Raw genomic sequence first — 22,000 nt, 5'->3', positions numbered from 1 at the left:
GGCGCTACCGCGTGGCCAGGCGCAGCAGCGCCCACAACTGCCCGACGGCGTCCTCGTCCCCCGAGACGGAGACCGCGCCGGGCCCCTGCCGTCCCCACAACCACAGGAACACGCGAGCGGGTTCCCCTGACACCACCGCGTCCACCGGGTCGTCGCTTCCCCCGGCGGTGACGCGCCGCACGACGGTGCCCTCCGGTGTCATGTCCGCGACCCACCGGCCCGCACCGGCCGCCACACCCACCGAACCGCGCCGCGTGCCGCTGACGCCGAGCATCGGCAGCCGGTGACCGCACCACAGCCGCAGCACCTCGTCGATGCCGTCGAGTGCGATGTCGGGCGGGATCTCCGCCGAGGCGAGCCCCGCCGCCTGCTCGGCGTCGATCCGGTGCACGGTCGTCTCGTGCGCCATCCGCCTGCACCAGAACCCGACGGTGGGGTCGGCGTCCCACCACGTGGCAGCGCGGTCGGAGGCGTCCCGGCGGGCGAGCGTGCGCCGCAGCAGGTCGGCACTCTCGCGCAGGTAGCCGCGCACGGTCTGCCCCGGCGCAGGGTCACGCTGCCACCGGCGCGGGCTCTGCCCCTCGGTGAGCCAGTGATCCGCCGCCCGGTGAACGCTGCCCACATGGCGCACCACCTCGCTGAGTGTCCAACCCGGACACGTCGGCACGGCGGTGACCGGCGGTGCGGCACGCGCGGCCTCCGCCAGCAACTCCACCTCGTAGCCGATCACGTCAAGCAGCCTGCCGTGGTCGACGACGCTCGCTCCGGCCATTCAGCGCCTCCGCCGACGCGGGGCCCTGGACCGTGCCCCGCAGCCCGGTGTCCCGGGATCGCGGTGCTCACCGTGGACGACGCGGTGTCCCAGCACCACGAACTCGCCCGCTCTGGCCCGCAGCTCGTCGGCCAGCGCGGTGTCGATCCGGCGCGTGATACCCGCCTGTGCGGCCGCGTGGGTGGCCGAGTGCGCGGCGAAGTACTCGACCCACTCGCCCAGTTCGGGCGCGGTCGACGCCAGCAACCGCCACGCGCTCTCGGGCTTGGCCGCGCGACGGTGGGGCCTTCCCCGCACCACGAGTACGGCCGCGGCGGCACGCAGGGCGGCCAGGTACGACGCCTCGAACCGCGCGGCGGGCGCGGCCTCCCGACCGGCCTCGGCCAGGCCACGCCGTGCCTGCGCGAGCAGCGACACCGCGTCGGGCGGCGCGGGCGGCCGTGGCTCGAACAGCGGCGCGGCCGAGGCCACCCGATCACCGGATGCCGCGCCGGCGGCGCGGGACGGCGTCGGCCACACCGCCTCGTGGCGCGGCGCGAATCCCCGCGCGAATCCCCGCGCGAATTCCACCGTCATCGCTGCACCTCTCCTTCCATCGCGGCGGCCGGTGGGTGTCCGGTGAGCGGTGCTTCCCCCACCGCCGTTCCGGACACCCGAGGGTCGCCCGCCGAGCGCACCCCGTCAGCGACCCGCCGGACATGAAGCCCGGCCCCCGACCACCGCAGTGTCGAACGTGTGTTCGAACAAGTCCAGGCTAGCCCGCCTCCGCCGCTCGTTCAACCCCGGAACCGGGCGAGCTGCGTCGCACGCCCGGCGCAGGCGTGATCTCATGAGCGGTATGAGCGACACACCCGGCAGCTCTCCCACGCTCGAACACCCGTCCGTCGCGAAGGTGGCCGCCGCCCTCACCGCGGCGGGACAGCCGCACAGCGCCGGGCGCATCCAGTACCTGCCCCACGCCGTCCGCACCGCGGCCGAGGCCGCGGCCGCGCTGGAGATCGCGGTGGGAGCCATCGCGAACAGCCTCGTCTTCCGCATGACGACGACGGACGGCGCGCACGCACCGCTGCTGGTGCTGACCTCGGGCGCGCACCGCGCCGACACCGCCGTCCTCGCCGCGCTCACCGGCGCGCGCAACGTCGGCAGGGCCTCCCCGGAGTTCGTCCGGCAGCACACCGGGCAGGTCATCGGCGGCGTCGCACCGGTGGGTCACCCCGCCCCGATCACCACCGTGGTCGACGTGGCACTGAGCGACCACGAGACGGTGTGGGCCGCCGCAGGGCACCCGCACACCCTGTTCCCGACCACGGCCGCCGACCTGGTGGCGGCGACCGGCGGGATCGCCGCCACGGTGTCGAGCGCCGGTACGACCGGGAAAGCCGTCCCCCGATGACCGCCACCTCGGCAGGCCACCGCCGCGTCGCCCGGCTCACGGGCGAGGAGTTCCGGGCGTTGCTGCCCGACGCCCTGTCGGTCTACGTGGCGGCCATGAACTACCCGCCCCACACGGCACAGCAGCGGGCACCGATGTGGCTCACCCACGTGCTGCGCACGGGCTGGCGCAGTGTGGCCGCCTTCGACGCGGACGACACCCTCGTCGGCGTGGCGTACGGGTACCGGGGCAGCCCGGGCCAGTGGTGGTACGAGCAGGTGCGCCGGGGCGTGCTGGACCGCGAGGGCCAGGACACCGCCGAAGCCTGGCTCACCGACTACTTCGAGCTTACGGAGATCCACGTGCGCCCCGACCACCACGGGCGCGGTCTGGGCGAGGCACTGCTGCGCACCCTGCTGGACGGCGTCGACGAGCGTCACGTGCTGTTGTCCACGCCCGAGGGCCCGACGCGCGCCTGGAAGCTCTACCGCAGGCTGGGCTTCACCGACGTGCTGCGCGACTACCGGTTCGCGGGTGATCCACGGCCGTTCGCGGTGCTGGGCCGGACGTTGCCCCTCACCTGAGGGCGTACAGGTCGTAGACGACGGCGTCGGCGAACCGCGCCGCGCTCGCCACGAACACCGTGCGGTTGAGCCACGAGTACCGCTCGTCCCCGGTCTCCAGCCGGACCCCGATGCGGAAGTAGTACTCACGCGGGTCCACCGGCTCGCCGCCGAACAGGCGCCGGAGCACGTCCTCGGGACCGTGCCGCACGCCCGACGTGGCGAGATACACCAGCGCGCCGTCGTGCGTGCGCGCGGTGTACCTCGTGTCGATCGTGGTGCTGCCGTCGTCGTGGACGAGCTGCCAGTCGGCACCGCCGGAAAGGATCTCACCGCTCAGCCGGTCACCGTCGATGCGACCACCGGTGATGGGCACGACCCGCCGCACCCCGCCGTGGATGGGCCCGACCGTCAGGATCTCGTCGAGTTCCACACTCACGCGGGCCAGGCGGTCGAGTCCGAGTTCCGGTATGTCCACGGCGCGACACTAACCAGGCACGGGTTCCCGATCAACATCCCGGGCCCCGGTTGCCGGGCGCAGGGAACCGACTGCCACGGCGGCCACGAGCAGCGCGGCACCGCACCAGCCGACGACTCCGAGGTCGTCACCCAGCAGCACCGCCGCCAGCACCGCGGCCGTCAGCGGCTCCAGCAGCGCCGCCAGCGCGGCCACGACCGGACGGGAACCGCCGAGCCCGTGGAAGTAGGCGGCGTACGCCAGCGCCGTCGGCACGGCACCGAGGTACAGCGCGGTCGCCAGCACGTCCGGACCGGCCTCGAACAGCCGTCCCACTACCTCACCCGGCATCCACACGGCCAACGGCACCAGCAGCGCGCCGCCCACGAGGCAGCCGAACGCCGTCGTGCGCAACGGGTCCAGCCCGGCCACCGGCCTGCGGTTCACCAGGGTCAGGGCCGCGAATCCCGCACCGGAGGTGAGCGCGCAGGCCACCCCGCCGACGAGCTGCCCGCCGCCGGTCACGTCGCCGGGCGACCAGGTGAGCAGCCCCAGTCCCAGCACGGCGCAGGCGATCGCCATCGTGGTGACCGTGCCGGGCAGCCGCCGGTCGACGATCGCGACAGCCACGGCCACGAACACGGGCACGCTGCCGATGGTGGTCATGGTCGCGACACTGACCGAGGTAAGAGCCACCGCCCCGAAATAGCAGGCCTGGAAGACCGCCAGCAGCGCCCCGGCGGCCAGCAGGCGACGCGCCGCCTCGCCGGTGCGGGGCAGCGTTCGTAGCGCTCGCAGACGGCCCGTGCAGGCCAGCAGGAGCAGCGCGAACGCGCCGCCGAGAAGTAACCGGTACACCGCCACCGCGGACGACGACACCCCGGCACGGTCGGAGAGCACGGCACCGGCGAGGCCACCGGTGCCCCAGAGCACCCCGGCGGTGATCAGGCTGAGGGAGGCCGCGCGCGGGCGCGCGGCGGGGATCGAAGACATGGGACAGGCGCTCCATCGTCGGAAGTCGAAGAGGTCACGACAGACGACACGGGGCACGTCGGACCCACCGACGGCGGCAGGTCGGCACAGCGGCGACACGGCAACGGCCGCAACCGCTGCCGGTGAGCGTCGGATCGCCCCGCGTCAGGAGCGCGGGGGCGGGGTGGCGAGAAACACCGGATGCACGGCGCGATGCTATCCCGGGGGGCCAATACCGGGACAGCCCAGTCGGCCGTTGTTTTGATCACTCGGGGGTGGGGAACATGGTGCGGGTGCCGGACCATCCTGATCATTTGCCGCCCTACCTGCCGATCGCGGGACTCGTGACGGTGCCCGGGCTCTACATCGGGGCCGCCGACTACCTCGGTCTTGCCGCTCCGGCTCTCGCCGCACCGCTGGCCGCGCTGGTCTACGGCATCGCGATCGTGGGCGCGGCGTTCATCCTGTCCTGGGCCGCTGAGGCGGCGCAGGTGGACATCAACGGCGGGCTCGCACTCGCGCTGCTGGCGTTTCTCGCCGTCCTGCCGGAGTACGCGGTGGACTTCGTATTCACCATGAACGCCGGGCAGATCAACGCCGAACAGGGCCACTGCATGGCACAGGCCGACGGCGCCAACCCGTGCTCGCTGGCGCTGGCGAACATGACCGGTGCGAACCGGATCCTCGTGGGCGTCGGCTGGCCGCTGGTGGTGCTGGTCGCGACCATCGCCGTGCTGCGGGCGCGCCGCCGCGGCGGTGGGCAGAGCGCGTCAACGCACCTGGGCTGGGTCAAGCTGCCCCGGCGGATGTCGGTGGAGGTCTTCTTCCTCGGGGCGGCCACCGTGTACTCGCTGCACTTCCCGCTGCGGGACTCGCTGACCCTCGTGGACGCCGCCGTGCTGGTGTCGCTGTTCGTGGCGTACGCGTGGCGGCTGTCCAAGGCACCGGTGGAGGAGCCGGAACTCACGGGCACCTCGGGCTGGATCGGATCGCGGCCGAAGTCGGCCCGCCGCTGGCTCTACGGCGGCATGTTCGCCTTCGCCGCCGTGGTGATCCTCGCGACGGCGGAACACTTCGCGCACAACCTCGTCGACACGGGCACCGATCTCGGTATCGACCACTTCCTGCTCGTGCAGTGGGTGGCGCCGCTGGCCAGCGAATCGCCGGAACTGATCGTGGCATGCCTGTTCGCGTGGAAGCTGCACGCCAGCTCGTCGCTGGGGACGCTGATCTCCAGCAAGGTGAACCAGTGGACGCTGCTGGTGGGCACCATCCCGATCGTCTTCGCGATCTCCAGCGGCTCCTTCGACGGGCTGCCGATCGACCTGCACCAGCGCTTCGAGCTGATGATCACGGCGGCGCAGTCGCTGTTCGCGGTGTCGATCCTGGTGTCGCTGACCATGACGGCCCGCTGGGCGACGACACTGCTCGTGCTGTTCCTCATCCAGTTCGTCACGAGCATCGTGCTGCCCACGGAGACCGACCGCATCATCATCGCGGTGCTCAGCGCGATCTACGTCCTGCTGTCGCTGGTGCTGCTCACCCGCCGGTTCCGCGACGCGAGGCGAGTGGTCCGCGACGGGCTCGCCACCCCGTTCGACGTGCTCCAGCGGGCGGACGAGCAGGAGGCCGTCCGCCTCACCCGGGAGTGAAGCGGACGGCCACCGGTCACGAGGCCGCGAGCTGGTCCCGCAGGGTGTCGAGTCCCATGCCGCCCATGCGCAGCGCGCTGGTGTGGAACGCCTTGAGGTCGAACGCGTCGCCCTGGCGTCGGCGCGTCTCCTCACGCGCCTGCAGCCACAGCCGCTCGCCCAGCTTGTAGGCCGGGGCCTGACCCGGCCAGCCGAGGTAGCGGTCGATCTCGTCGTACACGTGGTCGGCGTCGGTGATCGTGCGGGTCAGCATGAACTCCAACCCGAGCTCGGGGGTCCAGCGCTCGCCTTCGTGGAAGCCGGTGCCACGCGGGATCTCCAGCTCCAGGTGCATCCCGGTGTCCACGATGACGCGGGCGGCCCGGAACAGGTGGGCGTCGAGCATCCCGAGCAGGTTGCCGTCGTCGGAGAGGAAGCCGAGGTCCTGCATGAGCCGCTCCGCGTAGAGCGCCCAGCCCTCGGCGTGGCCCGAGGTCATCGCGAGGATGCGCTGGAACCGGTTCAGTGACCGCTCGGCCACCGAGGTGGCGATCTGGAGGTGGTGGCCGGGAGCGCCCTCGTGGTAGACGGTGCTGACCTCACGCCAGGTGATGAACTCGTCCTTGCCCTGGGGCACCGACCACCACATGCGGCCCGGCCTGCTGAAGTCCTCGTTCGGGCCGGTGTAGTAGGCGCCCACCGGCCCGCCGGGCGGGGCGATGCGGCACTCCAGGTTCATGATCTCGTCGGAGATCTCGAAGTGCGATCCGCGCAGCGCACTCAGCGCGTCGTCGGACAAACGCTGCATCCACTCCTGGAACTCGTCCTGGCCGCGCACGTGGTAGCGCTGGTCGGCGTCGAGCACCTCGGCGGCCTCCGCGATGGTCGCGCCCGCCTTGATGCGGTCGGCGACCTCCCTGGCCTCGCGCTCGATGCGGGAGAACTCCTCCCAGCCCCACTCGTAGGCCTCACGCGGGTCGACGTCGGCACCGAGGAAGTACCGCGACCACGGCCGGTAGACCTCCTCGCCGAGTGCGTCCTTCGAGGGCGCCTCGGGGGCGAGTTCGGCCCGCAGGAACCCGGCCAGCTCGGCGTAGGACTCCTGTGCCCGCTGCGCCGCGTGCCGCAGGTCGCCCCGCAGCGACTCCGGCAGGTCCCCGACCGCCTCGGCACCGTCGACGAAGCGTTCGAAGTAGCCGGTGCCGCCGCTGAGTCCCGCCCACACCTCGGCCTGCTCCGCGACCTTGGTGAGCTGCCGCAACGCGGGGGCCCTGCCCTTCTCCGCCGCCGCCAGCAGCGAGGCGCGCACCCCGTCGAACGCGGCGGGAACCTGAGTCAGCCGGGCCGCGATCGTCTCCCAGTCCCGTGTCGTCGCGGTGGGCATGAGGTCGAACACCATGCGCACGTCCTGCGGCGGACTCGCGATCGTGTTGAGCGCCGCCTCCTGGAGCCCGGTCTCGTGGACTTCAAGCTCGCTGCCCACGCGCTCCACGAACACGGCCTTGGCGAGCCGCTCGCTGTCGTCGGCGGGCTCGGCTGCCGACATGTCGCGCAGGGCCGAGCGCAGCAGCGCCTCCCTGGCCGCGTGTCCTTCCGGGGAGTAGTCGGTGAGCTGATCGTCGTGCTTGTCCGTGCCGATCACTGTCGCCAGGACGGGGTGGGCCGCGGCGAAGTCGTCGACGAACCGGTCGGAGATCTCGTGGACGTTCATGGCAGCACGCTACCGCGCGCCCGAGACGGGCGAGCACCGCTTTTCTCTCGCCTGCGACGATGGAGCCATGCCCGACTTCGACACCGACCTGCCGTCCGAGATCGACCGTGTTCTCACCGACTTCCTGCGGCGGGCGGGGATTCCGATCCGTCAGGTCGAGCCCACGTTCGGTCCGGCGGTCGACGCCCTGAGCGACTTCGTGCTCGGGGGCGGGAAGCGGCTGCGCCCGACCTTCGCGTGGTGGGGCTGGCGCGGCGCGGGCGGCGATCCCCGCTCGGCCGAGGCGGAGGGCGTGCTGCGGGCGGTGGCGAGTCTGGAGCTGATTCAGGCGTGCGCGCTCATCCACGACGACGTCATCGACTCCTCCGACTCGCGCCGGGGGTCCCCGACCGTGCACGTGGCGTTCGCCGAGCATCACGCGCAGCGCCGCTGGCTCGGCTCGCCGGAGGCGTTCGGGCAGGCCGCCGCCGTGCTGATCGGCGATCTGGCGCTGGCCTGGGCCGAGGACATGTTCGCCGAGTCGGGCCTCGCGCCCACCACGCTCGCCGGAGCGCGGCCCGCGTGGCGCGCCATGCGCACAGAAGTCCTCGCCGGCCAGTACCTCGACGTCCACACCCAGGCCACCGGCGACGCCTCCGCCGAGGCGGCGCTGCGGGTCGACCGGCTCAAGACCGCCGCGTACACCGTGCAGCGGCCGCTGCACCTGGGCGCCGCCCTCGCCGGGGCCGCACCGGAACTGATCGACGCCCTGCTGGACTTCGGCGGCGACCTCGGTGTGGCGTTCCAGCTGCGGGACGACCTGCTCGGGGTGTTCGGCGATCCTTCGGTGACGGGCAAGCCCGCCGGGGACGACCTGCGCGAGGGCAAGCGCACGCTGCTGCTGGCGCTGGGACTGACGTACGCGGAGGAGCAGGGCCGCGACGGTGAGCGCAAGGTGATCGCCGACGCGGTCGGTGATCACCGGCTGACCGGCGCGGAGGTCGACGACGTCCGCGCCGCGCTGGTGGACGTCGGCGCGGTCGCGGAGGTCGAGCGCCGGATCGAGGAGCTGACCGGCACGGCACTGGCTTCACTGCGCAGGGCGGCGCTCGCGGAACCGGCCGAAGCCCGGCTTACGGAACTCGCCGACCGGGCAACCCGCAGAACGTCCTGACGCTCTGCGGCCGCCGCGGAGCGTCCCGAGCGAGAGGGAGTGCCGTGGACCGCGAGACGAGTGAGCACGCCGACGTCGTGGTGGTGGGCGCGGGCCTGGCCGGGCTGTCCGCGACGCTGCACCTGCTGGGCGCGGGTCGCAGCGTGACGGTGCTGGAACGGGACTCCGAGCCCGGTGGGCGGGTGGCCGACCGGGTGTTGCACGGACACCGCATCGACCTGGGCGCGAGCGTGTTCACGATGCCCGAGTTGCTCGACGAGGCGTTCGCCGCCGTCGGCGAGACCACGGCGGATCGGGTGACACTCGTCCGGCTCGACCCCGCCTACCGCGCGCACTTCGCCGACGGCAGCACCATCGCCCTGCACACCGACGCCGAGGCCATGGAGGCCGAGATCCGCGCGGTGGCCGGAGCCGCCGACGCGGAGGGTTACCGGAGACTGCGCCACTGGCTGAGCGAGCTCTACGCCGCGCAACGCGACACGTTCATCGGCGCGAACTTCGACTCGGTGCGCGACCTCGCCCGGCCCGAACTGGCCCGGCTCGCGGCACTCGGCGGCTTCGGGAGGCTGGGCGCGAAGACGGCCCGGTTCCTGCGCGACGAACGCTTGCGCAGGCTGTTCACGTTCCAGTCGCTCTACGCCGGGCTGGACCCGATGCGGGCGCTCGCGGCCTACGGCGTGATCGCCTACATGGACACCGTCGCCGGGGTGTACTACCCGAAGGGTGGCATGGGACAGCTCGCCCGGGGGATGACGGCCGCGGCGCGCTCGGCGGGAGCGACGGTGCGGCTGGGCACGGCGGCGACGCGGCTGGAGCGGACCACCGACGGCCGCGTGCGCGCCGTCCACACCGAAACGGGCGACCGCATCAGCTGTGGGGCCGTCGTGCTGGCGACCGAACTCCACACCGCCTACGCGCTGCTGGGCCGGACCCCGCGACGGCCGGTGCGGGCGCGGTACTCGCCGTCCGCCGTGGTGCTGTACGGGCACACCGCGCACCGCAGGCCCGAGCTCGACCACCACAGCCTGTTCTTCGGGGAAGCCTGGCGGGAGACGTTCACCGAAGTGGTGCGCCGGGGCCGGTTGATGAGCGATCCGTCGCTGCTGGTGACCCGCCCCACGGCCACCGACCCGGACCTGGCCCCGCCCGGCCGCGACATCGTCACCGTGCTTGCCCCCGCTCCGAACCTGCGCACCTCCCGCGTGGACTGGCCGCGCGTCACCGCCGCCTACCGCGACGAGTTGCTGTGCACGCTGGAGACCCGGGGCGTGACCGGACTCGGCGACGACCTGACACTCGAGCGGGTCGCGACGCCGCTCACCTGGGCCGCCGAAGGGCTGGGCGCGGGCACCCCGTTCTCCCTCGCGCACACACTGGGCCAGACCGGGCCGTTCCGGCCCGCGAACCGGGTCCGGGGCGCGGCGGGCGTCGTCCTCGCGGGCTGCGGCACGACCCCGGGTGTGGGTATTCCCCCGGTGCTGGTGTCGGGCAGGCTCGCCGCGGAACGGGTGCTCGCCGACCGCGCGAGCCGGCGAGCCCCACTACTGTCGGCACCATGACGACCCACACGACACGGCCCTTCCGGATCGGCCTTCAGATCCAGCCGCAACACGCCGACTACGACCGCATTCGCCGTGCCGCGGCGGAGGCCGAGGACATGGGCGTGGACATCCTGTTCAACTGGGACCACTTCTACCCGTTGAGCGGCGATCCCGAGGGCAAGCACTTCGAGTGCTGGACCATGCTCGGTGCCTGGGCCGAGGCCACCTCCCGGGTGGAGATCGGCGCGCTGGTCACCTGCAACAGCTACCGCAATCCCGAACTGCTGGCCGACATGGCGCGCACCGTGGACCACATCAGCGACGGCAGGCTGATCCTGGGCATCGGCGCGGGCTGGTTCCAGAAGGACTACGACGAGTACGGCTACGAGTTCGGCACGGCCGGTGGCAGGCTCGCCGACCTCGCCGACGCACTGCCCCGCATCGAGAAGCGGTTCGCGGCGCTGAATCCGGCGCCCACCCGCAAGATCCCGATGCTGATCGGCGGCGGTGGCGAGAGGAAGACGCTGCGGCTCGTGGCGCGGCACGGCGACATCTGGCACGGCTTCGGTGACGTCGAGGTGGCCGCCCGCAAGGTGGAGGTGCTCGACGGGCACTGCGCCGACGTGGGCCGCGATCCCGCCGAGATCGAGCGCTCGGTCGGCGTGTCCGGCTCGCCCGCCGATTCCGCCGACCAGCTGGCCGAACTCGGCATCACGCTGTTCACGGTGAGCACGGGCGGCCCGGACTACGACCTCAGCACACTGCGCGAGTGGCTGGCGTGGCGGGACAGCCGCAACGGCTGACCCGGCTGATCGGTGGGAATCCGAGCTCACGTCTTCCCGCACGGTGATCAAGGCGTAACACTGTCGAGATGCTCGCCGTGTGGGATGACACGCCCGCCCGCGCCCGGCCGGTGCGCGGACGGGACCGTGAACTCGCGACCCTGACCGAGCTGCTCGCGGTCGCCGCCCGGGGCCGCGGCGCCGGGATCGTCGTCGCCGGGGCACCCGGTTCGGGCAAGTCGGCCCTGCTCGATGCCCTCAGCGACCGGGCCGACGGTGCCCTGGTGCTGCGGGCCGAAGGCAGCGCCGCCGAGTCCGGGGTTGCCTACGCGGGACTGGAACAGCTCCTGCGCCCGCTGACGGAGCTGGCGGCGCTGCTGCCGCCGGACCGCGCGCAGGCGTTGCGCCCGGTCTGGGGCCTGCCCGCCGCCAGCGGTATCAGCGGCGACAGCGGTGTGAGTGGTGTGAGCGGCGCGCCGCTCGCGGTGCCGTCGGCCGTCGCGGCGCTGCTCGGTGCCGCCGCGCGGACGCGACCCGTCCTGTGCTGCGTCGACGCGGCCCACCTGCTCGACGACCCCTCGCTGGCCGCGCTCACGTTCGCCGCCCGTCGAGCCGGGCGCGCGGGCATGGTCCTCGTGCTGGCCGTGGAGAGCGCGGGCTCCCCTGCCGGACCCGCGCCGTGGACCGGACTGCCGCAGCTGCGGCTCGGCGGGCTGAGCGACGAGCACGCCAGGACCCTGCTGCACGACCGGCTCGGCTCGGCGCTGCCTCACGATCTCGCCGACACACTGGTGGACATCGCCGACGGCAACCCGCTGGCGCTGGTGGAACTCGCCGAGAGCCTCACACCCGATCACCTCTGTGGCCGGGCGAGCCCACCCGAGGCACCGCCGGCCGACGGCAGGCTCTGCCGCGCCCTCGCCGCCCGCGTGCGGGCGCTGTCCCCCGCCGCGCGTGACGTGGTGGCGATCGCCGCCGTAGCGGGCGACCTCGACAGCGGGCCCGCCCATCGGGCTGTCGCGCGCGACGACGGGTCGGCGCTGGCCGAGGCGGCCCGCCACGGTCTCGTCACGTCCCAGACGGACGCCGTGCGCCTCGCCCCCGACGTCGTGTCCTCGGCAGTCCGAACGGTCCTGCCGCCCCGCGACCTCACCAGGGCGCACCAACGGCTGGCTGCGGAGGCCGAGCGGGCGGGCGATCGCGACCGGGCCGTGTGGCACCGGGCGGCGACCGCCACCGCCCCCTCACCCGAGCTGGTGCGCGAGCTCGACGCCGTGGCAAGCCGGGCACGCGCGGCCGCCGCCCATGCCACGGCCGCCGCGGCGGGTGAGCGCGCCGCGGTGCTCTCGCCCCGGCCCGGCGAGCGCGCCCGGCGGCTCGTGGCCGCCGCCGCCGACCACTGGGCCTCGGGCCGTCCCCAGCGCGCCAGAACGGCACTGCGCACGGCAGTTCCGCTCGCCGACCGGGCACTCGGAGCCCGCATTAGCCGCCTGGCCGGGGAGATCGAGCTGCGGCGCGGGGATCCGACGGTGGCCGCCACCGAACTCGTGTCCACGGCCCGGATGCTGGCTCCCACCCACGGCGAACTCGCCGCCACCGCACTGATGCTGGCGGGCGAAGCCAGTTTCGTGGCGGGTGACAACGCCCGGTACTGCCACACCGCACGCGACGCGGCGGCCCTGTGCGGACCCGAATCGTGGCCGGTCGCCAGGGTCGTGCAGGAACACTTCACCGCGATGTCGGCCACGTTCCTCGGCAGGCACCGCGACGCGGCAGGCCCCCTGCGGCACCTGGTCCGGCTCGGCGAGGACACCCCCGACGCGACCGCGAAGACGCTGGCCAGCCAGGCAGCGTTCACGCTGGGCGACGCCGAACGTTCCCGCGACCTGGCCCTCGGCGCCGCCGTCGCGGCCCGCGCCCGCGGTGACGAGTCGGGGGTGCCGTGGGCGCTGGTGTACGCGGCGCTGTCGGCGCTGCTGTCCGGGCAGCTCGCCACGGCGACGACGGCGGCGCTGGAAGGACTCCAGGTGGCGCGCTCACTCGGCCAGTCCAACTCGGCCGTCGACCACGTCACCGTCCTCGCCATGCTCGCCGCGTTGCAGGGCGACCAGGACACCGCACTCGCCCGCCTGCGCACGGCGCAGTCGGAACTCGTCGAACGCGGGCTGGGCAGACCGAGCGCGCTCGCGGCGTGGGCGGCCGCCTGTGTCGACCTCGCACACGACCGGCCCGCCGAGGCGTTCGACCGGTTTCGCACCATGGCCGTCGGCCGGTCCCGCCACTGCGTGCCGCTGCGGGTCATGGCGGTCCCGCACTTCGTCGAGGCGGCGGCGCGCTGCGGCGAACGGGACACCGCGCGGCGGGCCCTGGAGACCTTCGAGGGCTGGGCCGCGACCACCGGAGGCACCGCCCGGGTCGCACTGGCACACCGTTGCCACGCGCTGCTGGCCGAGGACGACGGCGAAGCCAGGGCGCGGTTCACCGAGGCGGTCACCCTGCACCGGGAGGCCGACTCGCCCTACGACCTGGCCGTCACCCAACTGCTGTACGCCTCGCACCTGCGCCGCTCCCGCAGCCCGGGCCAGGCCAGGGACGTGCTGCGCGAGGCGGTACACCTGTTCGACGATCTGGGCGCGACGCACTGGGTGGAACGCGCCTCGCGCGAGCTGCGCGCCTGCGGCCATCCCGGCCGGGGCAGGGTGGCAGCGCCGCGCCGGGGAGCGAGTGGGTTGAGCCCTCAGCAGGAACGCATCGCCCAGCTGGTGGCCGAGGGCGCCACCAACAAGGAGATCGCGGCCCGCCTGTTCATCAGCCACCGCACGGTGGACCACCACCTGCGCAACATCTTCGCCAAGCTCGACGTGCGCTCCCGTGTCGAGCTCGCCGCGCACTTCCACTGACCGCGCCCCACGCCACCAACACCTACCGATCGGTAGCAACTGGTGATTTCACCGATGCCCCATCCGTCGCTCCGGGGCCAGAATCACCACGGTTCGTTTTCGGGCGAACACCGGTGGCAACGACGCCGCCGAAGTGAGGACTCGACGCAAAGGAGCGACGCAGTGCGAATCCGGAGCATCACCGGCCCCCGAGGCCGAATGGCGCGGGCGGCAGGCGCGATGACCGCGGCCCTCGCCGTCGCGGGCGGTCTGCTGGGAGCGGGCGTGGCGGGCGCGGACGTCACCCCAGCGCAGGAGAACCCCTACGAGCGCGGGCCCGACCCGTCGGAGGACAGCATCGAGGCGATCCGCGGATCGTTCTCGGTCGACGAGGAGCGAGTGTCGTCACTCGTCTCCGGGTTCGACGGCGGCACCATCTACTACCCCACCGACACCAGCGAGGGCACCTTCGGCGGCGTCGCCATCGCTCCCGGCTACACCGCCGACCAGGGCAGCATGGAGTGGTACGGCGAGCGGCTGGCCTCGCAGGGCTTCGTGGTGTTCACCATCGACACCAACACCCGGTTCGACCAGCCCGGCCAGCGTGGTGACCAGCTGCTGGCCGCGCTCGACTACCTCGTCGAGGACAGCGACCGCGACGTGCGGGAGGTTCTCGACGGGGACCGGCTCGCGGTGATGGGGCACTCGATGGGAGGCGGCGGCTCGCTGGAGGCCACGGCGGACCGGCCCTCGCTCAAGGCGTCGATCCCGCTCACCCCGTGGAATCTGGACAAGACCTGGGGCGAGGTCTCCGTCCCGACACTGATCATCGGTGCCGAGAACGACTCGATCGCGTCGGTGCGGACCCACTCGGAGCCGTTCTACGAGAGCCTGCCGGACTCCTTGGAGAAGGCGTACCTCGAACTGCGCGGCGCCTCGCACTTCGCTCCGAACATCTCGAACACCACGATCGCGAAGTACTCGATCTCGTGGCTCAAGCGGTTCGTGGACGAGGACACCCGCTACAGCCAGTTCCTGTGCCCGAACCCCAGCGAGTACGCCATCGAGGAGTACCGCTCGACCTGCCCGTACTGACGGGTGACCGGCGGTCACCGATGAGGTGACCGGATGCGGTGCGCGGCCACGCCTTCGCGGGTCGCGCACCGCGTCGTGCGGTGGCGGGGCAGTCCACGCCGATCAGAACGCCATCGCCTGCGCGCGCCGCTTGACCTCCGTTCCGTGGCTGGTCCGCAGCGCGTTGATCGGAGTGACCCCCGGCAGGGTGTCGTCCTCCGAGTACAGCCACCGCAGCATCTCGGTACGGCTGAAGCCCGCGTCCGAGAGCACGGTGATGGTCCCGGGCAGTCCCTTGATCACGCCGTTGGGGCCGAGGAACTCGGCCGGGATCGACAGTTCGCCACGCCTGCGCACCGCGATCAGGTGCCCTTCACGCAGAAGTTGGCGGACCTTGTTCTCCGACTGACCGAGCGTGTTCGCCACCTCCGCCACGGTCAGCACGGCGATGTCCGGGTCAAGTACGTCATCAGCGACTGGAATCGCACTCACGGTCTCCACCTTGCCATAATCGAGGGCGTCCGAGAGCAGGCCCGTTCACCTCACCACCCCCGCGAGGTGCGCGCCGCTCTCCCCACCCCGGCCCCGACCGTAGGATCGACCGCTGTGACACGCACGGAAACCAGCTTCACCGGCGCCCTCCTCGACCGGCGCTACCGCGTCGGGGACCTCCTCGCGAGGGGTGGCATGTCGGCGGTCTATCGCGGGGTCGACACCCGGCTGGACCGGCCGGTGGCCGTCAAGATCATGGACGCGCGGTTCGCCGGCGACCGGTCGTTCGTCGAACGCTTCGAGCGGGAGGCCAGGTCCGCGGCCAGGCTGCACCATCCGCACGTCGTCGCGGTTCACGACCAGGGGTTCGACACGTCGGCTGGCCCCGAGAACCCCACGGCATTCCTCGTGATGGAACTGGTCGCCGGTGGCACCCTGCGCGATCTGCTGGACCAGCGGGGCAGGCTCGACGCCGGGCTGGCCGTCACCATCACCCAGCAGGTGCTGTCGGCGCTCACCGCCGCCCACGCCGCCGGACTGGTCCACCGGGACGTCAAGCCGGAGAACGTGCTGCTCGGACGCGGCGCCGACGGCGACGGTGTCGTCAAGGTGGCTGACTTCGGCCTGGTACGCGCCGCGGCGGGGGCGGGCACCACCAGTACGAGCCTCATCCTCGGAACCGTCGGGTACCTGTCACCCGAGCAGGTCACCACCGGCGCGGCGGACCCGCGCTCCGACGTCTACTCCACCGGGATCCTGCTCTACGAGATGCTGACCGGGCAGGTCCCCTACCAGGGCGACACCGCGCTGTCCGTGGCCTATCGCCACGTCAACGACGACGTGCCCCCGCCGAGCGAGCAGGCCCCCGACGTACCACCCGCGCTCGACCAACTGGTGCTGCGCGCCACCCGGCGCGATCCCGAGGCCCGGCCCGGAGGGGCCGAGGCGTTCCTCGCCGAACTCGGCCGGGTGGCGACCGAACTGGAACTGCGGCGGTCGGCCATCCCGGTCGTCACCCGGCCCGCCACCGACAGCGCGCCCGAGACCGATTCCGAACTGACCGTGCCCGCGATGCCCGCGGTCACCGGCTCCGTCGCGGGCCCCCGGGGCACGCAGGCGCTGCCCCGGCACGCCACGGACCCGCAGGCCGAACCGCGCGACGAGACCGCGGGTTCCGGGGCCGTCGCGCGGCGGCGCGCGCCCGTGGCCGTGCTGGCGCTCGTGGCACTGCTGCTCCTGGGCGGCATCGGCACCGGGGTGTGGTGGTTCTCGTCCGGCCGCTACGTGGACGTCCCGCCGGTCGACGGCCTGAGCCGCGCGGAGGCGGAGACCACCCTGCGGCAGGCGGGGCTGACTCCCGTCGTCACCGAGGAGCGCCACAACACCACCCCGTCCGGCACGGTGATCCGCAGCGATCCCGCCGGGGGCTCGCGCGCACTGCAGGACGACGAGGTGAGCGTCGTGATCTCCCTGGGCAAACCGGTGGTGCCGGACGTGCGCGCCGGTGCCTCGGTGCCGGAGGCCGAACGCGCCGTCCGGAACGTTCAACTGGAGCCCAGGCTGAACCCCGAGGCCGACGAGTACAGCGAGTCGGTACCCGAGGGCGACGTGGTCACCCTGCGACCGAAACCGGGCAGTCAGGCCAACGTCGGCGACGCGGTGACCGTCGTGCGATCCAAGGGACCACCGCCGACACCCGTGCCCGACCTCACCGGGCAGCCGAGGGACCAGGCGTTCCAGGCGTTGCGGAACGCGGGCTTCGAACCGTACGAGGCGGGCGAGGAGTTCTCCGGAAACGCACCGGCCGGGCACGTGGTGCGCACCGAGCCCGAGGGCGGCAGCACCGTCGAGCAGGGCAATCGGGTGGGTGTCATCCTCTCGAACGCGGTGGAGGTGCCGTCGGTGGTCGGCCGTCGCACCGAACAGGCCGTGTCGATCCTGCGGGAGGCGGGCTTCGAGGTGTCGGGCGACGACTCGCGCGGGCCCATCAGCTTCGTGGTGCGGCAGGACCCGGACAGGGGCTCGCTCGTCGAACCCGGTTCGACGGTCAACCTGTCGGTGATCCCCTGATCGCGCGGTCCTGACCCGCCTGTCTCGCCCACCGCGCCGACGTGGCCGACCATGGGTTGTGGTGCGGCGGTTTCCGCACTGTCCCAGCCGGCGACGGCAGTGAACCACGTCACCGACTTCTGTGAGAGAGGCGCCGATGCCAGCCGACCGGCTCAGCGCACTGGACATCGCCTTCCTGTGTATCGACGACCCGTCGACACCCATGCACATGGGTGCCGTCGGGGTGTTCGCCACGCGGCGATGTCCCGGTGGGGAGCGGATCGCCTCGCTCGTCGCGGAGCGCGCCCGTGCGCTGCCACGCCTGCGCCTGCGGGTGCGAACCGAACTCACGGGTGGCGCGCACTGGTACAGCGATCCGGACTTCGACCCGGCCTGCCACGTCGGCACCCACGATCTCGGTGCCGACGGTGCCGTTCCCGACGGTGCCCTGCGTGCCGACCCACTCACCCAGCACGCGGCACGGTGGTTGTCCACCCCACTGGACACGCGGGCTCCGCTGTGGAACGCGCAGGTGGTGACGGGACTGCCCGAGGGCGGATTCGCACTGCTGGTGAAGCTGCACCACGCGCTGTGCGACGGCGCGGGAGCCGCCGAACTCGCGCTCGGCCTGCTCGACGACACCACCGCGCCCCGTGCGGTGGCCCCGCCTGCCTGCTCGCGGGACGGCGCCACCGAGCCGGGCCCCGACAGTGGCGTGGCACCACTCCTGCGGACGTGGTGGGACGGCACCCGCTCCACCGTCGAGCGCGTGGTCGGAACCGCCGCCGAGTCGGCGCACATCGCGGGCTCGCTGTTGCGCGCCGTCCGGCCGTATCCGCTGTCGCCGACCCTGACCACGGACTCGGCCCGCCGAGGGCTCGGGCTGGTCCGGCTCGACCTCGACGACGTCCGGCGCGTGCGCAAGGCCCACGGCGGCACCACCAACGACGTCGTGCTGGCGGTGCTCGCCGGAGCGCTGCGCGAGTGGTTGCGCCACCGCAACCGGGGTGCCGATCCGCGCGAGCTCCGCGCACTCGTCCCCGTGAGCACCCGGCGGCGTCGCGGTGCCGAGGCGGGCGGCAACGCACTGTCCGCCTACCTCTGCGAGTTGCCCGTCGGCACCGAGGACCCGCTGGAGCGACTGCACGCGGTCAGCCGGGACATGGACGGCCACAAGCGGGCCGGGACCCGGCGGGGTGCGGGCGCGCTCCCCGTGCTCGCCGAGCGGATCCCGGGCGCGGTCCACCGGCTGGCCACACGCACCGTCGCGCACACCGCCCCGGCGCTGTTCGACACCGTGGTCACCGCCGTGCCGCTGCCCGGTGTGCCGCTGTCGCTGGCCGGTGCCCCGCTGCGCGAGGCCTACCCGGTGGTCCCGCTCGCGCCGCACCAGTCCGTGGGCTTCGCCGTCTCCACGTACCGGGGCGGAGTCCACGTGGGCCTGCACCTCGGTGGCGACGCCGTGGACGACGCGGGAGCGCTGGCCGACGCCGTCACCAAGTCGATGGCGGCGTTGCGCCAGCTCTGCCCGTAAACAGGGCCCGTGATCAGGCGCGCAGCATCTCCGCCACGAGGAACGCCAGTTCCAGCGACTGCTGGGTGTTCAGCCTCGGGTCGCACGCCGTCTCGTACCGGCCCGACAGGTCGAGGTCGGAGATGTCCTGCGCCCCGCCCAGGCACTCCGTCACGTCCTCGCCGGTCAGCTCGATGTGGATGCCGCCGGGGTAGCTGCCCAGCTTGCGGTGGACCTCGAAGAAGCCCTGCACCTCGTCGACGATGCGGTCGAAGTGGCGCGTCTTGTAGCCGTTGGACGACTCGTGGGTGTTGCCGTGCATCGGGTCGCACTGCCAGATCACCTTGTGACCCGAGCTCTCGACCTTCTCGACGATCGCGGGCAGTACCTCACGCACCTTGCCGTTGCCCATCCGCGAGATCATGGTGAGCCTGCCCGGCTCGTTGCGCGGGTCGAGGCGCTCGACGTACTCCAGCGCCTGCTCGGGCGTCGTGGTCGGCCCGATCTTGACGCCGATCGGGTTGGACACGAGCTCGGCGAAGGCCAGGTGCGCGCCGTCGAGTTGCCGGGTGCGCTCCCCGATCCAGAGGAAGTGCGACGACAGGTTGTACAGCGACGGCGCGTCGTCGGCAGGGTCGTCGAGCCGCAGCATCGCCCGTTCGTAGTCGAGCAGCAACGCCTCGTGGCTCGCGAAGATCTCCGTGGTGTGCAGGGAGTTGTCGCTCACCCCGCAGGCACCCATGAACCGCAGCCCCCGGTCGATCTCCGAAGCCAGCGCCTCGTAGCGCTCCCCGGCGGGCGAGGTGCGCACGAAGTCCTTGTTCCAGTCGTGGACCTTGGTCAGATCCCCCATGCCCGCGCCGGTCAGCGCCCGCACGAGGTTCATCGCCGCGCCCGCGTTGGCGTACGCGCGGATCAGGCGGCCCGGGTCGGGCACCCGCAGCTGCGGGTCGGGCACCAGCGAGTTCACGATGTCGCCCCGGTACACGGGCAGGCCGAGCGCATCGGTGCTGTTGGAGCGCGGCTTCGCGTACTGACCCGCGATGCGCCCCACCTTCACCACCGGCAGGCTCGCCCCGTACGTGAGCACCACCGCCATCTGCAGCAGGGTGCGCAGGTTCGCCCGGATGTGGGGTTCGGTGTTGGACTCGAAGGTCTCGGCGCAGTCACCACCCTGGAGCAGGAACGCCTCACCGCGTGCGACCATGGCGAGCCGCTCGCGCAGCCGGTCCACCTCGGCGGGGACGGTGATCGGGGGCACGCTCTCCAGCACCGTCCTGACCCGCGACAGCGCGTCGGCGTCGGGCCAGTCCGGTTGCTGGGCCGCGGGCCGGGACAGCGCGTCGTCCAAGCGCTTGCGCATCTCGGCGGGCAACGGGGGCAGCGAGGGCAGGGCGTCGATGGGGACGTCAACAGTCCAGTTCACGGCATCCAGCATACGAACTCCCGCACCCTTGTCGTGTCCGGCCTGAAAGATCCGTTTGTCATACCGCCGCCAACGGCAACGCGGTCGGATGCACCGGCGCGGGCAGGTCGGACGTGCCCATCAGGTGTTCGTCCACGGCGCGCGCCACCGAGCGGCCCTCAGCGATGGCCCACACCACCAGCGAGGCGCCCCGGTGGGCGTCACCACACACGAACACGCCGGGAGCCCGCGTCTGCCAGTCCTGCCCGCAGGACACCGTGCCACGCCCGCTCAGCGTGATGCCCAGGCCGTCCAGCAACGGCATGGGCTCCACTCCCTCGAACCCGATCGCCAGCAGCACCAGGTCGGCGGGGATGCGCTCCGTTTCCTCGCCGGTCGCAGCGACCTCGCGGCGCCCCGTCTCCGGGTCCCGGCGCACCTCCACCGGATGCAGCTCGATCTCGCGCACGTGGCCCTCGTCGTCGCCGACGAACCGCCGCACCGCGACCGCGAACCGGCGCTGCCCGGCCTCCTCGTGCGCCGGGTAGGTCCGCAGCACGTACGGCCACGTCGGCCACGGTGAGCGTTCGTCGTCGCGGCGCTCCGGTGGCTGCGGGTACCGGTCGAGCTGGGTCACCGACAGCGCGCCCTGGCGGGTGGCGGTGCCGTAGCAGTCCGCTCCCGTGTCGCCGCCACCGATCACCACGACGTGCTTGCCGTGCGCGTCCACCTCGGGCGGACCGTCACCCTCACAGGACCGGTTTGCCGGAACGAGATGTTCCATCGCGAGGTGGACACCGTCGAGATCCCGCCCGGGGGTGCCGGAGTCGTCCCGCCCGCGCAGAGCCCCGACAGCCAGCACCACCGCGTCGAACCGCTCCCGGAGCTCCCCCACGGTGACGTCGACCCCGACCTCGCAGCCCGTGACGAACGACGTGCCCTCGCGGCGCAACTGCCCGAGCCTGCGATCGAGCACCCGCTTCTCCATCTTGAACTCGGGAATGCCGTAGCGCAGCAACCCACCGAGCCGGTCGTCACGCTCGAACACCGTCACGTCGTGGCCCGCCCGCGTCAACTGCTGGGCCGCCGCCAGACCGGCGGGACCCGAACCCACGACCGCCACCGTGCGGCCCGTGGCCACCGCGGCCTGCTGCGGCGGTGCGTAACCGGACTCCCAGGCGTGGTCGGCGATCGTCTCCTCGACCCGCTTGATGCTGACCGCGCCGCCCGAGGACGGTGAGATCGCCAGCACACACGCCGACTCGCACGGAGCCGGACAGAGCTTGCCGGTGAACTCGGGGAAGTTGTTCGTCGCGTGCAGCCGCTCGGCCGCACGCTCCCAGTCCCCCCGCCGCACCAGATCGTTCCATTCCGGGATCAGGTTGCCCAGCGGGCATCCGGCCGTGCCGGAGTGACAGAACGGCACCCCGCAGTCCATGCAGCGCGCCGCCTGCGTGCGCACCGCGTCGTCGCGCTCCTCGGGCTCGACGTCGGCATAGACCTCGCGCCAGTCGCGCACACGGTCGTGGCGAGGTCGCTTCGGCGGTTCCGCACGGTCGTACCGCAGGAAACCCTTCGGATCAGCCACGTACCGCCTCCAGAGATTCGCGGGACACCCGCACCCGGTCGGCACA

18 protein-coding genes are annotated in these 22,000 nt (G+C 72.7%); 10 read left to right on the top strand and 8 right to left on the bottom strand.

What is annotated here, in order from left to right:
- Positions 1-4: 4 nt before the first annotated feature.
- Positions 5-772: a maleylpyruvate isomerase family mycothiol-dependent enzyme gene (locus FFT09_RS15115; protein ID WP_081191233.1), complete on the bottom strand. Its 768-nt coding sequence runs from the start codon at positions 770-772 to the stop codon at positions 5-7.
- The gene (locus FFT09_RS15110) at positions 773-1,348 is read right to left on the bottom strand and encodes an SAV_6107 family HEPN domain-containing protein (protein WP_167305384.1); all 576 of its coding nucleotides are present in this window, start codon (positions 1,346-1,348) and stop codon (positions 773-775) included. It lies immediately after the preceding gene.
- 262 nt (positions 1,349-1,610) lie between these two features.
- Here FFT09_RS15110 and FFT09_RS15105 point away from each other — a divergent pair, with 262 nt between their 5' ends.
- Together FFT09_RS15105 and FFT09_RS15100 are read left to right on the top strand one after the other, a co-directional pair.
- Positions 1,611-2,165, top strand: a complete 555-nt coding sequence (locus FFT09_RS15105) for a YbaK/EbsC family protein (protein WP_138383055.1) — start codon at positions 1,611-1,613, stop codon at positions 2,163-2,165.
- Complete coding sequence (locus FFT09_RS15100) at positions 2,162-2,728, top strand: GNAT family N-acetyltransferase (RefSeq protein ID WP_081191236.1); 567 nt, start codon at positions 2,162-2,164, stop codon at positions 2,726-2,728. The genes FFT09_RS15105 and FFT09_RS15100 overlap by 4 nt, the downstream gene beginning before the upstream one ends.
- Here the strand turns inward: FFT09_RS15100 and FFT09_RS15095 are convergent.
- On the bottom strand, positions 2,721-3,185 hold the full coding sequence (locus tag FFT09_RS15095) for a DUF3237 domain-containing protein (RefSeq protein WP_138383054.1): 465 nt from the start codon (positions 3,183-3,185) through the stop codon (positions 2,721-2,723). The genes FFT09_RS15100 and FFT09_RS15095 overlap by 8 nt on opposite strands.
- 9 nt (positions 3,186-3,194) lie before the next feature.
- Positions 3,195-4,157 (bottom strand): DMT family transporter, encoded by a 963-nt coding sequence (locus FFT09_RS15090; protein ID WP_081191237.1) that lies wholly within the window; start codon positions 4,155-4,157, stop codon positions 3,195-3,197.
- Between the two features lie 263 nt (positions 4,158-4,420).
- On the opposite strand from FFT09_RS15090, the gene FFT09_RS15085 reads away from it, so the two are divergent.
- Positions 4,421-5,788 carry a sodium:proton exchanger gene (locus FFT09_RS15085; RefSeq protein WP_176218244.1) on the top strand — a complete coding sequence of 456 codons (1,368 nt, stop codon included), beginning with the start codon at positions 4,421-4,423 and terminating at the stop codon, positions 5,786-5,788.
- Positions 5,789-5,804: 16 nt separating this feature from the next.
- Here the strand turns inward: FFT09_RS15085 and FFT09_RS15080 are convergent, their stop codons facing one another.
- On the bottom strand, positions 5,805-7,478 hold the full coding sequence (locus tag FFT09_RS15080; protein WP_138383053.1) for a DUF885 domain-containing protein: 1,674 nt from the start codon (positions 7,476-7,478) through the stop codon (positions 5,805-5,807).
- Positions 7,479-7,545: 67 nt separating this feature from the next.
- On the opposite strand from FFT09_RS15080, the gene FFT09_RS15075 reads away from it, so the two are divergent.
- The 5 genes from FFT09_RS15075 (at position 7,546) to FFT09_RS15055 (ending at position 14,928) form a co-directional block, all read left to right on the top strand.
- Positions 7,546-8,631 (top strand): polyprenyl synthetase family protein, encoded by a 1,086-nt coding sequence (locus FFT09_RS15075; RefSeq protein ID WP_138383052.1) that lies wholly within the window; start codon positions 7,546-7,548, stop codon positions 8,629-8,631.
- Between the two features lie 44 nt (positions 8,632-8,675).
- The gene (crtI, locus tag FFT09_RS15070) at positions 8,676-10,190 is read left to right on the top strand and encodes a phytoene desaturase family protein (protein WP_081191240.1); all 1,515 of its coding nucleotides are present in this window, start codon (positions 8,676-8,678) and stop codon (positions 10,188-10,190) included.
- Entirely contained in the window at positions 10,187-10,975 is a 789-nt protein-coding gene (locus tag FFT09_RS15065) for an LLM class F420-dependent oxidoreductase (protein ID WP_081191241.1), read from the top strand. Before crtI ends, FFT09_RS15065 begins: the two co-directional genes overlap by 4 nt.
- A gap of 68 nt (positions 10,976-11,043) precedes the next feature.
- Entirely contained in the window at positions 11,044-13,854 is a 2,811-nt protein-coding gene (locus FFT09_RS15060; protein ID WP_138383051.1) for an AAA family ATPase, read from the top strand.
- A 198-nt stretch (positions 13,855-14,052) separates the two neighbouring features.
- Complete coding sequence (locus FFT09_RS15055) at positions 14,053-14,928, top strand: poly(ethylene terephthalate) hydrolase family protein (RefSeq protein WP_081191243.1); 876 nt, start codon at positions 14,053-14,055, stop codon at positions 14,926-14,928.
- Between the two features lie 102 nt (positions 14,929-15,030).
- On the opposite strand, the gene FFT09_RS15050 is transcribed toward FFT09_RS15055, so the two are convergent.
- Positions 15,031-15,399 (bottom strand): Rv2175c family DNA-binding protein, encoded by a 369-nt coding sequence (locus FFT09_RS15050; protein WP_081191244.1) that lies wholly within the window; start codon positions 15,397-15,399, stop codon positions 15,031-15,033.
- Between the two features lie 114 nt (positions 15,400-15,513).
- On the opposite strand from FFT09_RS15050, the gene pknB reads away from it, so the two are divergent.
- Together pknB and FFT09_RS15040 are read left to right on the top strand one after the other, a co-directional pair.
- The gene (gene pknB / locus FFT09_RS15045) at positions 15,514-17,469 is read left to right on the top strand and encodes a Stk1 family PASTA domain-containing Ser/Thr kinase (RefSeq protein ID WP_138383050.1); all 1,956 of its coding nucleotides are present in this window, start codon (positions 15,514-15,516) and stop codon (positions 17,467-17,469) included.
- Between the two features lie 136 nt (positions 17,470-17,605).
- On the top strand, positions 17,606-18,982 hold the full coding sequence (locus FFT09_RS15040) for a wax ester/triacylglycerol synthase family O-acyltransferase (RefSeq protein WP_138383049.1): 1,377 nt from the start codon (positions 17,606-17,608) through the stop codon (positions 18,980-18,982).
- Positions 18,983-18,995: 13 nt separating this feature from the next.
- Here FFT09_RS15040 and FFT09_RS15035 read toward each other — a convergent pair whose 3' ends face one another.
- Positions 18,996-20,399 (bottom strand): class II 3-deoxy-7-phosphoheptulonate synthase, encoded by a 1,404-nt coding sequence (locus tag FFT09_RS15035; RefSeq protein ID WP_024877206.1) that lies wholly within the window; start codon positions 20,397-20,399, stop codon positions 18,996-18,998.
- Between the two features lie 46 nt (positions 20,400-20,445).
- Entirely contained in the window at positions 20,446-21,954 is a 1,509-nt protein-coding gene (locus FFT09_RS15030; protein ID WP_081192213.1) for a glutamate synthase subunit beta, read from the bottom strand.
- Between the last annotated feature and the right edge of the window lie 46 nt (positions 21,955-22,000).

The organism is Saccharomonospora piscinae (genome assembly GCF_005862235.1).
Taxonomy (GTDB): Bacteria; Actinomycetota; Actinomycetes; order Mycobacteriales; family Pseudonocardiaceae; genus Saccharomonospora; species Saccharomonospora piscinae.
Note: the sequence above shows the minus strand (reverse complement) of the source record. Positions and strands in the feature narration are given on the sequence as shown.